At 54.1% G+C, this 15,063-nt stretch carries 20 protein-coding genes; 6 read left to right on the forward strand and 14 right to left on the reverse strand.

Annotation, left to right across the window (positions count from 1 at the left end):
- Nucleotide 1: 1 nt before the first annotated feature.
- The 12 genes from AC2FLA_RS03170 to AC2FLA_RS03225 all read right to left on the reverse strand — a co-directional run bounded on the left by AC2FLA_RS03170 (nucleotide 2) and on the right by AC2FLA_RS03225 (nucleotide 10,273).
- On the reverse strand, nucleotides 2-775 hold the full coding sequence (locus AC2FLA_RS03170; RefSeq protein ID WP_496720416.1) for an ABC transporter ATP-binding protein: 774 nt from the start codon (nucleotides 773-775) through the stop codon (nucleotides 2-4).
- A complete protein-coding gene (locus AC2FLA_RS03175) occupies nucleotides 772-1,536 on the reverse strand; it encodes an ABC transporter ATP-binding protein (RefSeq protein ID WP_058271596.1) in 765 nt (254 codons plus the stop codon). Before AC2FLA_RS03175 ends, AC2FLA_RS03170 begins: the two co-directional genes overlap by 4 nt.
- Entirely contained in the window at nucleotides 1,533-2,630 is a 1,098-nt protein-coding gene (locus AC2FLA_RS03180; protein ID WP_496720418.1) for a branched-chain amino acid ABC transporter permease, read from the reverse strand. The genes AC2FLA_RS03175 and AC2FLA_RS03180 overlap by 4 nt, the downstream gene beginning before the upstream one ends.
- A 3-nt stretch (nucleotides 2,631-2,633) precedes the next feature.
- The gene (locus AC2FLA_RS03185; RefSeq protein WP_496720420.1) at nucleotides 2,634-3,509 is read right to left on the reverse strand and encodes a branched-chain amino acid ABC transporter permease; all 876 of its coding nucleotides are present in this window, start codon (nucleotides 3,507-3,509) and stop codon (nucleotides 2,634-2,636) included.
- A 75-nt stretch (nucleotides 3,510-3,584) separates the two neighbouring features.
- Nucleotides 3,585-4,613: an alcohol dehydrogenase catalytic domain-containing protein gene (locus AC2FLA_RS03190; protein ID WP_496720422.1), complete on the reverse strand. Its 1,029-nt coding sequence runs from the start codon at nucleotides 4,611-4,613 to the stop codon at nucleotides 3,585-3,587.
- 183 nt (nucleotides 4,614-4,796) lie between these two features.
- Nucleotides 4,797-5,291, reverse strand: a complete 495-nt coding sequence (locus AC2FLA_RS03195; protein WP_496720424.1) for a hypothetical protein — start codon at nucleotides 5,289-5,291, stop codon at nucleotides 4,797-4,799.
- An 863-nt stretch (nucleotides 5,292-6,154) separates the two neighbouring features.
- On the reverse strand, nucleotides 6,155-6,979 hold the full coding sequence (locus AC2FLA_RS03200) for an MBL fold metallo-hydrolase (protein WP_496720426.1): 825 nt from the start codon (nucleotides 6,977-6,979) through the stop codon (nucleotides 6,155-6,157).
- A 32-nt stretch (nucleotides 6,980-7,011) separates the two neighbouring features.
- A complete protein-coding gene (locus AC2FLA_RS03205) occupies nucleotides 7,012-7,635 on the reverse strand; it encodes a dioxygenase family protein (RefSeq protein ID WP_496720427.1) in 624 nt (207 codons plus the stop codon).
- Nucleotides 7,636-7,650: 15 nt separating this feature from the next.
- Complete coding sequence (locus tag AC2FLA_RS03210) at nucleotides 7,651-8,052, reverse strand: DoxX family protein (protein ID WP_496720428.1); 402 nt, start codon at nucleotides 8,050-8,052, stop codon at nucleotides 7,651-7,653.
- A gap of 83 nt (nucleotides 8,053-8,135) precedes the next feature.
- Nucleotides 8,136-8,525, reverse strand: a complete 390-nt coding sequence (locus tag AC2FLA_RS03215) for a nuclear transport factor 2 family protein (RefSeq protein WP_496720429.1) — start codon at nucleotides 8,523-8,525, stop codon at nucleotides 8,136-8,138.
- Nucleotides 8,526-8,786: 261 nt separating this feature from the next.
- Nucleotides 8,787-9,650: an MBL fold metallo-hydrolase gene (locus tag AC2FLA_RS03220; RefSeq protein ID WP_496720431.1), complete on the reverse strand. Its 864-nt coding sequence runs from the start codon at nucleotides 9,648-9,650 to the stop codon at nucleotides 8,787-8,789.
- Nucleotides 9,651-9,667: 17 nt separating this feature from the next.
- A complete protein-coding gene (locus AC2FLA_RS03225; RefSeq protein ID WP_496720433.1) occupies nucleotides 9,668-10,273 on the reverse strand; it encodes a DsbA family protein in 606 nt (201 codons plus the stop codon).
- Between the two features lie 93 nt (nucleotides 10,274-10,366).
- Between AC2FLA_RS03225 and AC2FLA_RS03230 the strand changes: the two genes are divergently transcribed.
- Nucleotides 10,367-11,272 carry a LysR family transcriptional regulator gene (locus AC2FLA_RS03230; RefSeq protein ID WP_496720435.1) on the forward strand — a complete coding sequence of 302 codons (906 nt, stop codon included), beginning with the start codon at nucleotides 10,367-10,369 and terminating at the stop codon, nucleotides 11,270-11,272.
- 77 nt (nucleotides 11,273-11,349) lie between these two features.
- Here AC2FLA_RS03230 and AC2FLA_RS03235 read toward each other — a convergent pair whose 3' ends face one another.
- The gene (locus tag AC2FLA_RS03235; RefSeq protein ID WP_496720437.1) at nucleotides 11,350-11,559 is read right to left on the reverse strand and encodes a hypothetical protein; all 210 of its coding nucleotides are present in this window, start codon (nucleotides 11,557-11,559) and stop codon (nucleotides 11,350-11,352) included.
- A 175-nt stretch (nucleotides 11,560-11,734) separates the two neighbouring features.
- Between AC2FLA_RS03235 and AC2FLA_RS03240 the strand changes: the two genes are divergently transcribed.
- The 5 genes from AC2FLA_RS03240 to AC2FLA_RS03260 all read left to right on the forward strand — a co-directional run bounded on the left by AC2FLA_RS03240 (nucleotide 11,735) and on the right by AC2FLA_RS03260 (nucleotide 14,566).
- Complete coding sequence (locus tag AC2FLA_RS03240; RefSeq protein ID WP_496720438.1) at nucleotides 11,735-12,349, forward strand: hypothetical protein; 615 nt, start codon at nucleotides 11,735-11,737, stop codon at nucleotides 12,347-12,349.
- Nucleotides 12,350-12,605: 256 nt separating this feature from the next.
- Nucleotides 12,606-13,013: a helix-turn-helix domain-containing protein gene (locus AC2FLA_RS03245; protein ID WP_496720440.1), complete on the forward strand. Its 408-nt coding sequence runs from the start codon at nucleotides 12,606-12,608 to the stop codon at nucleotides 13,011-13,013.
- Nucleotides 13,014-13,239: 226 nt separating this feature from the next.
- The gene (locus AC2FLA_RS03250; RefSeq protein WP_496720442.1) at nucleotides 13,240-13,467 is read left to right on the forward strand and encodes a hypothetical protein; all 228 of its coding nucleotides are present in this window, start codon (nucleotides 13,240-13,242) and stop codon (nucleotides 13,465-13,467) included.
- A gap of 39 nt (nucleotides 13,468-13,506) precedes the next feature.
- A complete protein-coding gene (locus AC2FLA_RS03255) occupies nucleotides 13,507-13,932 on the forward strand; it encodes a hypothetical protein (protein ID WP_496720444.1) in 426 nt (141 codons plus the stop codon).
- A gap of 163 nt (nucleotides 13,933-14,095) precedes the next feature.
- Complete coding sequence (locus tag AC2FLA_RS03260) at nucleotides 14,096-14,566, forward strand: hypothetical protein (protein WP_496720446.1); 471 nt, start codon at nucleotides 14,096-14,098, stop codon at nucleotides 14,564-14,566.
- Nucleotides 14,567-14,786: 220 nt separating this feature from the next.
- Here AC2FLA_RS03260 and AC2FLA_RS03265 read toward each other — a convergent pair.
- Nucleotides 14,787-15,063, reverse strand: a 277-nt coding sequence (locus AC2FLA_RS03265; protein ID WP_496720448.1) for a transposase, incomplete at its 5' end; no start/stop codon positions are given.

The following is a 15,063-nucleotide window of genomic DNA, read 5'->3' on the forward strand; positions in this document are numbered from 1 at the left end:
CTCACCTCCACGTCTTTTTACGCTTCCAACGGCGGTTTTCCCGCGCGCCTTCTTCCTGAACGCCCAGATAGAAATTCTGGATGTCCTCTGACCGCATCAAAACATCTGCTGCGCCGTCCATGACGATGCGTCCGACCTCCATTACATAGCCATGGTGGGCCAGTTCCAGGGCGGCGTTAGCGTTCTGTTCGACCAACATCATGGTCATGCTCTGTTCGTCATTCAGTCGCTTGAGGATGCCAAAAATTTCCTGAACCAGCAGCGGTGACAGACCAAGCGAGGGTTCATCCAACAGCATGATCTTTGGGTTGGCCATCAAGCCACGGCCGATTGCCAGCATCTGTTGCTGCCCGCCAGATAATGTTCCCGCCTCTTGGTTGCGACGTTCCTTGAGGATCGGAAAGTATGAGAACACCAGATCCCGATCGTGATCGATCTGACCCTTGTCCTTCAGGGTATAGGCCCCGAGGCTGAGGTTTTCGTCGACCGTCAGCAGTGGAAACACTTCACGCCCTTCGGGCACGTGAACGATGCCTTTCTGCACGACCTTGTGTGGCTCGGACCCCTGAATTTCGTTGCCTTCAAACGTGATCTTGCCCTTTTCCGGATCCATCACGCCAGAAACGGTTTTCATCAGCGTGGTCTTGCCCGCGCCATTGGCGCCAAGGATCGAGACAATTTGGCCCTGATGAACGTCCAGAGAAACACCCCGGATCGCCATGATCGGACCATAAAAACTTTCGATGTTGCGGATTGTCAGGATGGGTTCGCTCATGAGGCTTTCCCCAAATAGGCCTCGACCACCGCCGGGTGCGACTGAACCTCAGCAGGTGTTCCCAGCGCCAGTTTTGCGCCGTCCGCCATTGCCAGAACGCGATCCGAGACGCCGGAAACCAGCCCCATATCATGCTCGACCATCAGTACCGTGATCCCCATCTGCCGCCGGATATCGTCAATCCACCAGCGCATGTCCGTTGTTTCTTCGACTGACAGACCCGAGGCCGGTTCGTCTAACAACAAAAGCTTGGGATCGGTGGCCAGTGCGCGGGCCACCTCGACCACCTTACGCACGCCGTAGGGCAGGCCAGAAATCATCTTGTCGCGGAACGCCTGCAGGTCGAGGAAGTCGATAATCTCTTCGACCTTTTCGCGGTTCTCAAGTTCCTGTCGTCGTGCGGATGGCAGAAACAACACCTCGGACAGCATGTTCGATTTGCGGTGGCGGTGCCGTCCGACAAGCAGGTTCTGCAAGACCGTCGCATGCTCGAAGAGTTCGATGTTCTGAAATGTCCGCGCCACACCATATGCAGCCACGCCGGACGGTTTGGCCTTAAGCAAGTCGTGCCCGTCGTAACGAATTTTGCCTGCGTAGGGGTCGTAGAAACGCGAGATCAGGTTAAAGACCGTGGACTTCCCTGCACCATTAGGGCCAACGATGGCGAAGACCTCGCCTTCCTCGACTTCGAAAGATAGATCATTGACGGCAGTCAGCCCGCCGAATTTCAGAGTGACGTTTTCGAACTCAAGAAGGCTCATCTCAGGCGCTCCGTCTTGAGGTAGGATTTCTGACGCTTGAACATGTCCTTGCGATAGAAGGGGAAGAGTTCGAACCACGTGCGGACTTTCAGCCAGCGCCCGTACAGGCCCATCGGTTCAAACAGGATGAAGGCGATCAGGATCATACCGAAGATACCGAATTCCAATCCCGGGATGGCGACGGTATTGCCACCGAACACCGCGCCCACGTACTCCTTTGATATCGACAGGAACTGGGGCAGGAACCCGATTACGATGGCGCCAAGAAATGCGCCATGGATGGACCCCAGACCACCGATCACGATCATCATCAGTAGCTGGATTGAGATCAGGACGCTGAACGTCTCATTGTTGAATGCGCCCGAGAACATGCCCATCAACGCGCCCGCCCATCCGCTGACAGCGCAGGACAGCGCGAACGAGATCATCTTGGTCCGGGCAATGTCCACACCCATGGCCTGTGCTGATACTTCGGAATCCCGAACAGCGATAAAGCTGCGCCCCAATGGCGCGCGCAACAGGTTGATGTAGCCAAGCGTCACCAGCACCGCCACACCAAGAACCAGCCAGAAGAACTGAACCGGAGTCCCCCAGCGGTCGACCAGAAACCCGAAGATCTCGACACCGCCAAGATATTTGCCCGCGACACCGCCCGTGATCGGCTCGGCCAGAACGATGACGTCATCCATCAGGATGGACAGGGCCATTGTGAATATCGCAAGATATATCCCGTGCAGTCGCAGGGCAGGGATGGCAACCGTCACTCCGGCCAATCCGGTCAGAATACCAGCCAAGGGGAAGGCAATCAGGAACGGCACGCCAGCTTCAAGAAGAATGACGTTGGCGTAGCAACCAAAGGCCAAAAACGCGGCATGACCTAGGCTGACTTGCCCTGTGTGACCCGTCAGGATCATCAACCCCAGGCCCGCGATGGCCCAGATCAGGACGTTTGTCAGCTCACCCAGGTAGAAGTCGTCCAGCCACCACGGAGCTGTGGCGACAACCGCCAACAAGATTAGGTACAAGCAAAGTTGATATGCGTCCTTCCAAGGTCGGATATCCTGCATGTAGTTGGTTTTGAACACAATCCGCATGGCTTAGACCTTCTTCACCCGAACCTGACTGAACAGCCCATTCGGGCGAAAGATCAGCACCGCCAGCAGCAGCGCATAAGGCGCGATCTGACTGTACCCTGCCGCGATGTAGCGGCTGGCAAAGGGCTCGATCACACCAACGATCAGCCCGCCAGCCAATGCCCCCGGCAGGCTTCCAAAGCCACCGATTACGGCTGCGGCGAAGGCCTTGATGCCGAGCAAACCGGTGGTTGGATCGACAGACCCTTTGGCTGCGAACAAGATGCCTGCAATCCCCGCGACAACGCCCGCCAGAGCCCAGATAAAGCCCTGCACACGCTTTACGGGTATTCCCATGTAATATGCCGCCAACTGGTTCTGCGACGCGCCTTGCATCGCGAGGCCCAGCTTGGTCCGACTGAAGAAGACATACAGACCCCAGGTCAGCAGGATGGTTACGACGATGACGGCGACGTCCTCCATCCCCAGTACCAGCCCGCCAAAGCGGACTTCCTTGCCGGCCAACGGGTTCTGCAACGTCTGCGGCTCGTGCCCCCAGATCAATCCGGCTGCGAACCGGATTACGAAACCCAAAGCGATGGTCAGGATAACAACTGCCGTTTGGCTTTCTCCGAACAAACGCTGGATGATCAGGCGATCAAGCAAGTAGCCCAAGGCCCCCATGATCCCCAAGGAAATCGGCAAGGCTAGCCAGAAGGGCAGGCCCATATATTCGGTATTCGTAAGCCCGATTGTCACGAAGGCGCCCAGCATCATGAAGTCGCCCTGCGCGAAATTCACTGCCTCGGTGGCCTTGTAAATCAACACAAAGCCAAGCGCGATCAGACCGTAGACACAGCCATTCGCCAGCCCGCTGATCAGCAGCTGCGCGTTATCCAAGTTTGTCCTCCCATGCCGGTTGGCCCGGCGTTCCTTACGCCCCGGACATCCTCCTTCGTCCGGGGCTTTGTTCTACTATGGCGTGATAATCACCTTCCCGTCACTCTTTTTCAGAGCATTGGCCAGATTTGCCACCACATCACGCAAGCCAAGCCGTTCAGAAACATCCGTTTTCCAGCATCCGTCAGCAAACCGGGCCTGTACTTCACCAACAACTCTCATCTGGTCCGCCGGAGGCGTTGACGTCATCCACTTGGTCAACCAGAATCCCTCGATCCGCTTGCCCATAAAGATCAACTGACCGGTCTGTGTCAGTTTTGGCAATTCGGGGCTGAGCTTGCCGTAGATGACCCACCGCGCACCGTTGGGCATCGAACAGAAAATCTGCTCGGAAACCTGATCCGTCACGGCATCCAGAAAGACACGTGGCTTCAGTTCCATGCTGAGCGCTGCGAATTTCTGTATCATGTCCGGGTCGGACGTGACCAAGACCTCATGAGCGCCAAGTTCCTTCAAGGATTCCACTGCCTCGGCCCGACGCACGATTGCGATGGGTTTAAGCCCCAAATCGCGACCGAGTGAGCACATGAGTTTGCCCAACTGGCTGGTGGCCGCCGAAACGACAAAAGCATCGCCCGCACCCCGCGCGATATCCACCATGGCCATCGCAGTCATGGGATTGATGACCTGGGCCGAGCCATCTTCGTCCGAGATATCGGGTCGCAGTGGGATACACATCAGCGCCTGCGTCACGATATACTCCGCCCACGCCCCGGAACCAGCCGCCACAAAGGCAACCCGTTGACCCTGCAACGCTTCGGCACCGGTGCCGGTGGCCACCACGTCACCACAGCCTTCGAACCCGGCGGGCGTGCCTTTGACACGCGGCTGCCCGTATTCGCCCTTGATAAAGTGGAGGTCGGATGGATTCACCGACGACGCCCGTAATTTGATCAACACCTGACCGGGGCCGGGTTCGGGCACCGGAAGCTCGGCCTCGGCCAGCCAATCGGCGGCATCCTCGATAAACGGACCGGTGGCCGATCCGGAATAACCGTCATGGGTTTGAATCACGGCGAACATGTTTGGGGGCAGGGTGGTCATTTTGTCTCCTATCTCCTGTGCGGACACAGCACAGAACGGGTCTGTTGCAAGTGGTGTTGCGTTGGATTTAGGGGCAGCCAATCAAACGGGTGCTGGGACGTCAATCAGAGTTGCGTCTGACGTAACGGGAGTGCGCGCCCGGTAAAGAAAAAGGGCCGCTCAAAATAGAACGGCCCCCAGAAATTATTGTTGTCCAGTCAGAAGCGTGCGCAGCTCTTCGATCTTCTGAGCAATCAACTGAGGGGATGCCTTGATTTCATCCAGAATACCCAAGGCCTTTGTCTTGAGGTCCTGTGACAACTGGCTATCCTGAACCGAAGTTACCATGGCGTCATAGTCAAAATTCTGGACGGAAAGCGTACCTTCTTCGATCCAGGAATTCAGCAGGTCTTGCCCCTGATTGGCCAGGGATGCGACCTGATCTCCGGCCTGATCGGCCAGATCAGTGGCCGCCTGTCCGGCTTGTTCGGCCGCTTCGGTGGCCTGGTCTGCAATGGAAGATGCGGCTTCGCTCGCCTGTTCGGTGGCGGCATCTACGGCATCATTTACGGCCGCACCTGCGTCCTGGGCCGCCGATTGCAGGCTTTCGGCAGGCGTGGGTTCGGGTTGATTGAGGTAATAGTAAGCTCCGGCGCCAAGTCCGGCGACGATAACAGCTAATATGAGAGTACGCGACATGGGGTTCTCCTTGAAATATGTGTCGCTTAGATGAGGGTAAATTATCAGTGATCAAAGGGGAATTCCCAGAAATTCATTTCAATTCGGGGGTTTGAGCCAGCCTGCGCCGATCTGATGGAACCAGGTGGCAATAACACGCCGTCATGCGGACAGCACGGCAGGTGAGCTTGATTATTCGCCAAAATCCGAGGCGGAATTGGGCCGGAAGCAGGCGCAATTGGCGTGGTTTCGAGACGGTGGAACATCAAACTCAAAATAACTTACGAGGTAGCTTTGCTTTGTATCATCTCAGATCCATCTTTTTTTACAGTTACACTGCAACAGCGACACGAACTAATACGCCGCGCAGGCTATTGAGCAAAAAACGTTCAGATGGCCGCCAATCCTGAGTAGGGAAAATGGCGAGGAGGCAGGGATTCGAACCCTTGGTGGGCTTGAACCCACAACGGTTTTCGAGATCGTTTTCACTAGTTAATCAGTGAGTTTGACTTCAACAAAATAAGGGGTAGGGCGCCCTACTTAGAAGCAATAATGGCATAGTAGCGGCAAGGTTCGGCACAGAAACACGTCATAGGAAATGGCCGCTGAGATTAGAATTTCCCGGGTTCCGTATGGGCAGGTTCTGGTCATTCTCTACACTCGCGAAACACTAGAAATTCGACGCCGAAAGCTGACAAGCAGATTTTCGGAATCGCGAGCAGTTTGCCGAAAAGCCGCAAGTCAGCTTCGAGCCATAGCTACCAATGCAGTTGGTTGTCTGAATGGCTGCATATCGATCTTTGTGGTAAATGAATTTCGCTTTCTGTATTTTCATAGTGGGCTCCAAACCCCTGTGCTACAGATAAAAATCGGCAAGATTTTCCTTAATCGACTGCTCCGCTGTTGATCAGATGCTGAGCCATGCCGCGAATATTACTCGGCCGCCAGGCTTCGTATTGCTGCCAATGGCTTCGTCCGCTGTAGGTAAGTTCTTCGACCAGTTGGTTCGTCGATTTGCCGGCTTGCAGCCCTTGCAAAACATCTGCGCGCAGTTCTTCCATATAGAGCCGAACGTTTGTTAGGTCGTCATGATTGCCTACACGACCGTGGCCCGGCACGAAGATATCGAAATCGAGCGCTTCGGCGGTGAGTATCTGCTGATACCAACCCTCAACATTGTCACCACCCAAGCTGGTGTAGAACATGCGTTCGGGTGCAGCGACATCGACAAGAAAGACAACGTTTTCGGGGCGCACGACCGTTGCGATCATGTCCTCTTCGTCTCCGGGCCCAAGATAGGTCAGCTCGATCGTGTTTTCGCCCAGCTGAAAGCTATGCTCCTGTTCGAACTGGACATCAAGGCTAACGCCTCCCAGTGTCGCCGGAGCGTTCGAATGCGCGATGGCTTGAACATCGTCGCCATAGACATCTCCACCCGACGCGTGATCGCCATGCGAATGCGAGAATACCAGGTGCGTCACTGGGTGATCCGTAAGTGCAGGAAGATTGTCCTGCAGTTTCTGTGCCGTGCGACCGTTCGGATCGACAACAAGGGTCCCTTCGTCGGTGACGACAACCAGCGAATTGTAGCTGCCGTTCTGGAAGAAATAGACATTACCCGCGACATGGGTGAAGGCATCTGCAGATTGTGCTGCGGCAATGGCTGGTGTCAGGATTGCCATGGCTGCGACGATCAATGCGTTTTTCATAATCTGTTCCTTTCCTGATCCGGCCGAGCCCGTCAGACAACAATGTTTACGATAGTTTCTGTGCCTTTCGGCCCTTCGGTGAATGCCATGGATACTGCTCGGGCTTCCGCCTTCGACATCCTGCGATAGAGCCCGTCTTTCGCATTGTCAGGATCACCTTCAATATAGAGCTGTGTGGTCAGCAACTCTCGACGTCCATCTAGGACTTTCACATGGATATGGGGTGTTCGCCCCGGATACTTAGTTGGCCTGATCGTGCGGAACGCATAGTTGCCAGTATCATCCGTGATATCGTGGCCAAAGCCCTGAAAACCCTGGTCATAGGCCACCGGACGATTATCGCCAGGGTGCAAGTACTTTCCATTCACATCACATTGCCAAATTTCGATGCGTGCACCCGTTAGCGGGATGCCACTGCGACCGGTAATCTGACCTTTGAGCGTGATGATTTCCCCGCCAGCCTCGCGAACAAGCCCTGCGATCTTCACCAAGTCATTGTCGGTGTCGCTCACGCGCATCGATCTGGTCGGATAAAATGGTCCTTCTGCAGCGCGCGGTGTCAACTCGGCCGCCAATACAGTCCGGGACAGGAATAAACTCCCCGTAGCAGAAGTTATTCCAGTAAGAATTTTTCGGCGCGATTTTGAATGAGTCATCAAATTCCTCCTCAGCTATTCGCGGCCCATCGTTGCATCAAGGCTCCAGCGACCTGGGCCGGAAAATACAAAATACAGGAAGATGAAGCAGTACAAAATTGCGGCATCACCTGCATTCAGGATCGGATAAAAGTTCTGCGGGGCGTTGGCTATGAAGTAGGCACTGGCCATCAAACCAGACAGAAGGAACGCGACCGGGCGCGTAAAAAGCCCCAGAACAATCAAGGCACCGCCGAAAAGCTCCATCATGCCAGCAAACCATGGCATCGAGAATGTCGCGACCTCCCACTCTGGCGGCGCAGGGAAGTTCAATATTTTCTGGGTTCCATGCGCTATAAACAGAAGACCCGTCATGATCCGCAGAACGCTGAGAACCCGAGGGGATTGATTGTTCAGAGCTGCTATCATTTTATTCATTCCCGAGATTTGATCGGCGGCGCGTTTTTTGGGCGTGCCGACCGATGTTGAGTGAAATTGGTATTCGGATGAGATGGGATCAATTACTCCATCGCTTCATTTACAGGCGCGCTGTCGACGAACTGTTCAAATTTGACGATCTTGCCGTCTTCGACCTGCCAGACATGTGCAAAGCGCGCCGAAAATGCCTTGCCCGTTGCATTATACGTTCCATAGTAGGTCCCGTATGCGACGACGCGGTGGTCATCGGCCACATAGTTTTCAGGGACAAACCGATAGTCTGTCCATTCTGAAGCCAATTGCGCAAACACGTTTTCCGCGATCTCGTCAAAACCGGTATAGGTTCCCGAATAGGGAAAACCCGCTGCCTCTGTCCATTTGGCATCAGGAGCCAAATGCGCCTGAAGGCTGCGACCGTTTTCTTCGGAGGTTTCGCCTTCATAGGTGCTTTTGACAATTTCCAATGGAGTCATGTTTTACTCCTGAGTGTTGACGGCAATTGTTGTCGCCGAAACGAATGCAAACACGACAGCACCAATGATGCTGCATTGCATGATCTTGGTATTCGTGAACCTGCAAGACATGAAATTGCTTCTCTTCCTCGCGGCGAATGCAATGTCGTTCACAGCAAACCGAGTTTTGCACTGATGGTGATTGGGCGCCGGATTTAATAGGCCAGCGCCCCTTTTGTAGTACAGAAACCGAAGTGGACGGCTTCTGATGCCGGTTTACGCTTACGGCCAGGAACGCTCGCCCTCGGTAACCTGGGCGCTTAGCTCCAGATCGCTCACGTTCTCAAAGTCGGGATAGGCCGTCTGCATCGCAGCGATCAACTCGGCTGAACCCTCTGCCTTGTCCGCGGCTACCTCGAACGCGGCGACATATTCCTTTGTGAAAGCAACAATGCTTGCGTCCTCTGCACTATCGCCGATCACGTGGCCCGGAATAATCCGATCGGGGTTCAATTCCAGAATCTGGTCCAATGTCGCGCGCCAGCTGTCACGACTTTCAGGGGTTTGGTTATCGGCCATCCAAACGTGCACGTTTTCATAAAGTACAACGCCGCCCAGTGCGGTTTTTTCCGAAGGCACCCACAGGAAAGTGTGAACCGGATCATGCCCATAGAGGCCGATCACCTGCACGGTTTCACCATCGACCGTCAGGCTGTCGGCTTCCAGAACCTCAGGTACAATCAAATCGGATGGGGCGTTCGCGTCCAAGATCGGGCCCCAGAAATCGTATTTGAGCTGGATGGTTTTCTCGATGCCTTTGACGGTCTCAGGTGTCGCGACAATTTTGACATCCGGGTAAGCTGCACGGATCGTATCCAACCCGAAATAAAAGTCAGGATCCTTGTGGCTGATAAAGACGGTCGTCAGGGATTTGCCTGTCGCCTTGATCATATCAACCAGTTGCTGGGCGTCGTCCTTTTCAAACTGGGCGTCCACCAGGATCACCTCATTCGGGCCTTCGATTAGGTTCGATGAGACCGGGAACAGGCTGCCTTCATTCGGGCTGAAGGCGGTGATGGTGAGATCAGCCGCAAAGGCTGCGGTGGAAAGCAGCACGGCTGCAGTAGAAGTGAGGATCGTCTTCATAGGGATGCTCCTTGCATTTATGCGGCCAATGCCGCGATCTCTTCAGGAAAGTTGTAATAGATTGAGACGTCGACTTGGGTTGTTCCGCCGTCGGTTTGCATCACCAGAGTCGGGACACCTTGCGACCCGACCCGTGATTGCAAATTTGCAGCGTTCGTACTGATCTGCCGGGCGCGGTTTCTGCCTTCGTCCAACGGACGGTTCACGCCAAACTCAAGTAGCGCACTACGGACCGCTTCGCTGTTACCCGCAGAGATACCGTCGACATAACGTGCCCGTTGCAAAACATTTGCCAGCTTCATCTCCGCCATGGCGCCTTGATCATGAACCAAAGCTGCGGCGTATGCGGTCAGGCTGGAATCCAGCACTTCATCCGGGTTTCCCAGAATGTCTTGAACATAAGTGTCACTGAACACTTGGCCGGTCAGCTGTTCAATGCGTCGGTCGTATTGCAGAGCCATTCGGGCGAAGCCATCGCCCATTCGGTATGCGTTTGCGCCCTGGAACAAATGGCGGTGCATAACGGTGACATCAGCACCACTCTCAACCAGCGCGTTGATCACCGGTGCCGCGCCATAGCACCAGCCGCAAAAGGTATCGTAGATGTAGGTGAAGCGCGTCATTGCAGTCTCCGTTTTGGAAAACCACAAGTAGTGCGCCGCCATTGTTGACTAAAGATAATTTCTGTAGACACAATGTCAGTTAAAAAGTGACGAATGATGAAGAAATCGAACTTAAATCGTCTGGAGTACTTTGTTGCCATCGCGGAAGAAGGAACGATTACTGCGGCCGCTGAACGAATGCGTATTAGCAAGGCGGTTGTCAGCAAGCAGCTTCAATTGCTGGAGGAAGAGCTTGGTGCAACGCTTGTTGTGCGCAACTCTCGCCACCTGAATCTCACGGAAACCGGGCAAACCTTCTTTGAAGCCGCACGTGCATCAGTGGCGCAGGCCGAGGAAGCTTATGAAATGGTAAAACAAGGGCGCGCAGAACCGACTGGAAACCTGCGCATCACCGCCCCTCTCGATATGGGCGTTACATACGTTTCACCGGTCGTGGCCGAGTTTCGCATCGCCTATCCGGCTGTCACGATTGATTTGATGTTAAGTGATACGCGGTTTGATCCGGTCGAGGCACGATTTGACATTGCGTATCGGGTAGGCTGGCTTGCCGATTCCGCCAACATTGCGCGCAAGTTGGCCGACTTTCAGCAAATCGTAGTGGCGTCGCCTGACTTGGTTGAGCAACTTGGGCGACCAGAACATCCGGAACGATTGGCAGCGTTTCCGTTCGTCGAACACAGAGCCTTGCCAAACTCACTGAGTTGGAAATTTATTAAAGCTACCGGTGAAACCTCTGACGTTCAAATGAACCCCGCACTGCGAGCAGACGTAACACCCGCGATCAAGGCAATGGTAATAGAAGGGGCCGGGATCTCCATACTGCCGGATTTTTTCGCTAAGAGAGAAATCGAAAATGGCACATTGATCCGGCTTGTTCCCGATTGGGCGCTTCCAAAAGGAGGCATCTATGCCGTTTACCCTCCAACGCAGTTTCGATCAGCTGCTACAAAACGCTTTACAGAAATGTTTGTAGAAAGACTTCGCAGCAGTCTGGCGTAAGAGAAGGGTGGCGAAACTCAGTTACTGCGAATGCTTCAATAGGCGGATGTACGCTCAAAACAGCGGTCCTCTTCAGCCTAATAAAAAGTCGCTACAACCAGTGCTGCAATCGCTGCGACTACTATGATCTGCATCGCGACGTGGACGCGGATCCACACCACGGCCTTACCAAGTGAAGTTCTCATTGCTAACAAACGAATCCAAAACGGGCCGGAGGCCATTTGTAGATTTCCCAATTTCAAGAATTTCAGGATTTCGCGTCCAGAAAAGACATTTAATGTCAGCATCTTTAGTCGCGTTTCATCGCATCGATCCGGGCCGATGAAACGATCCTCCGGGTACCCACGATCACGATTCGGGTCTCACGCTCTGTCGATCCGGCGTTTCCACAAACCTATCAAACCGCCTTTGGAGCGTGCGTACCGGTACGACCTGTTCGACGTACGAAACACGGAGAACAACATGCCCAAAGATAATGGCCGCTTCATGATTTCTCATCCGATGGCAGAATACATCAAGCTATCGCCATTGGGACTCAGTGCCAAAAAGCTGCTGATTGTGCTGGTATATCTGCAGCATCTTGAAGAGGATGAATGGTCGACCGTCGTGCTCGACGAGAGGCCGATCAGGTATGAATACCCACATAAGCACCTTTGTCGACACTACCACACGCTCAATACATTTCGGGTATTGGGTTTCGAACCGAAGTCCAAAAGTGCCTGTTTCCTCGACAATGCGATCCATGACCTTCGAACGAAAACAGATCTCTTCGACGAGTTGGAAGTTGAGGCGGGCACACCAACAGTCCTTTTCTGGCAGTTTTCGATTTACGCTGCCGCCCTGATGACCGAGCGAAGACCCTATGTACTCATGCACACCAAAGACATCGCCAATATGAACACAGATTTGGAGCCCGGCTTCGTCACCCTGTTGACGCTGCATGAAAACATGCATTGCCCGGAGTTCTCGCTCTTTGGTGCGGTTCTTCGCAATCGTGTCTGGGAAGGATTTCGCGACGCTCCGATACCTGACAAGCGAGTGTTCAAGCCGAAATTGAAGCGGCTCCTGAGAAAGTGATGCGCTCTCAAATCCCATGAATTCGCTGTCTTAATCTGTCAGGACGGAGAACGTCCGGGTGTCACCGATTTCCGCATTCGCGTTCGGCATGCAAGAACAAACTGGCCCAAAAACAGGTTTCACACAGTCTGCATTCGCGACGAGTTCGTAAAGATCCCGAAAGGCCCCAACTGTTAGTCGGCGGCCATCACGGGAGATTGTAGAAAAAGTTTCGGCATTTTTTTCCGGATCGGCGTTTTGGACCCATCTGCTCGTCATGAAGCGATTATCCAGACTCAGAACCCACTCCGCGGCGCTGACCGGCTTGCCAAGCTTGTCACAAGCCCAGATATCGAACCGCTGGCGATTGCATCCGAACACAGTGCGCCGGGTCCTGCGCGAATACAGCATCCGTCCTGCGCCCGGGCCGTGGAAGCGCCCGCGCTATGCCATCACGGATGTATGGCAGGTCGAAGGCGTGCCTCATGCCGAGATGCTGGATCAGGATCAACATTCGACGCTGCGTGAGCCATTGCTGACCGGCAAAGACCTTGCCGAGAAACTCGGCTGCGTTCCGGCAACCGTCCGAAACTATGCCCGCGACAAGATCATTCCAAGCCTCCGCCTAGGTGGCTCGATCCGGTTTCGGAAACACCAGATTGAGGGGCTTATTGATGCTGTGTGAGGTCGCAAACGCCGTAAATCGCACCTTTGCCCGATCTGGAAAAGTTAGGAATACGCCAACAAAACCTCATTTAAATACGTTTTGGAGCCCTTTTCCTCATTTCGCACCCAAAGTGCCGAAATTCGAAAAATGAACCTCAAAACGCATCTCTGAAAATCGCCGGATTTTCCAAGTGTTCCCGTAACCCTGGCACCCAAAAAGAACAACACCCATGGTGGAGACAATAATGCTGATGACTCTCGAGCAAGCCGTTGCACGCCTCGACGCCGGAGACTACCCATATTCGCAAGCAAACGCGAAGAATATCCGAGGATGTATGAAACTGCCGGCGTATAACTGTCCGCTGGCGATGATCCCGATCGATGTCGATGCTTTCGTGAAGAGATGGGCAAATCACATCGCCAACAAGTATGCGCCCGATGGGTTCAACACTTTCAAACAGTTCGAAAGGTAGCACGGCAACGTAAAGAGCCTGATGGCACACGCGTCAGGATTGCGCGTCGAGAAAAAACGCCTGCGCGGGCTGGCGGACGACTGGTCGCAGCTCCAGAAAGCCGCGACCGCTCTGATCCAACCGCGTAGAAAAAGAAATAATATCCAAACGCCAGAACTTATTGCCCTGACCGTTCTGACAAGCCTGGCACGAAGCAAGGGTGTAAATCCGGCACAACTGAATGTTGAAATATTGCACCTCTGGATGAAAGACTGTCACGATCAGGGCCGCAAGAATGCAATTCGTAAAGCCTCGCGTCTGCTGGATCGCCTGCATGAGTTTCCGGAAACAGTCGAACCTGCTATGTTGCCAGCAACGATCGGTGAAATTCCGAAGGCCACACGCCATCGCGTGGCGCCAGCATTAACCCCAATCAAACCAAAACTTTGGTTTCCGAAGAAATGGCCAATGTCCTCGACACGATGAAACCGAGGCTCAGGACACCGGTCGTCGCCAAGCTGAGTGGTAAGTCCCGAAGGTCGATCACCCAGCACGCGGCAAATGATGACATTCCTGGCGTTGTCAAAAATGGCGGTGTCTGGACGTTCGACCACGACCTGGCCCTGAAATGGATCAATGAGCTCAGTCAATGTCACGCAGAAATGACAAACCTAAAAACATCTTCAAGCAAGCAGGTAGCAAATATTGGTGGCTCCGCGTCAAAATCAACGGCGTCACCCACCGAGAGTCGCTTCGTACAACTTCTCAAAGAGTCGCGGAGAAAAATGCCAAAGGCCGCATAAAGGAGCTAAGGGGATTAGACGCGGCTGGTGAACTGGATTGGAGCTTTGGTGCGGGCTTTGCCAAATACTATGATGTATTGGGCCTCGAAAGCTACTCGTGGGGAGCCGAGACGCGCAAACGCTATCGGTGCAGCCTGCGTCAAATCCTGCGCATTGTAGACGAATACTGCGACGACATTGGTCGCAACACGGAAGATTTGATGGCAGCAGAGATTTCCACGGCCGTTATCTCAGAATTCGTATCACGAATGCGCTCGGAAGGGGTCAAGGTCTCTACCATCAACAGGGACCTGACAGCGTTCACGAACCTTATGTAATCGATAAAGAACGACGGGTGGATCGAAGCGAACCCTGTCCAGCTTTATGAAAAGCAGGGAATGAAGGAAATACTGCCAGATATCGTGCTGCCGACGGAGCAAAGCATCCAGAAGCTGTCCGCGCGAGCGCCTGGCACTCTGCATTACTTCCCTAACTTCCTCGACGCCACTGGTGGGCGTGTGACTGAGATGGCGATGCTGCAATGGCTAGGGTCAGGACTCATAGCCAATAGATAACGAGTGCTGCGAGGGCGATTGCTGACAGGAAGACCTTCGGGCACCTGTCGTAGCGGGTTGCCACACGCCGCCAATCCTTCAACCTGCCGAACATGATCTCGATCCGGTTGCGCCGTTTGTAACGACGCTTGTCGTACTTAACCGGTTTCTTCCGCTGCTTCCGGCCAGGGATGCCGGCGCGCATCCCTTTGTCTTTCAACGCTTCCCGGAACCAATCGGCATCATAGCCACGATCCCCGAGCAGCCAATCGACATCCGGC

The sequence above is a fragment of the Ruegeria sp. CDSA033 genome (assembly GCF_059612305.1).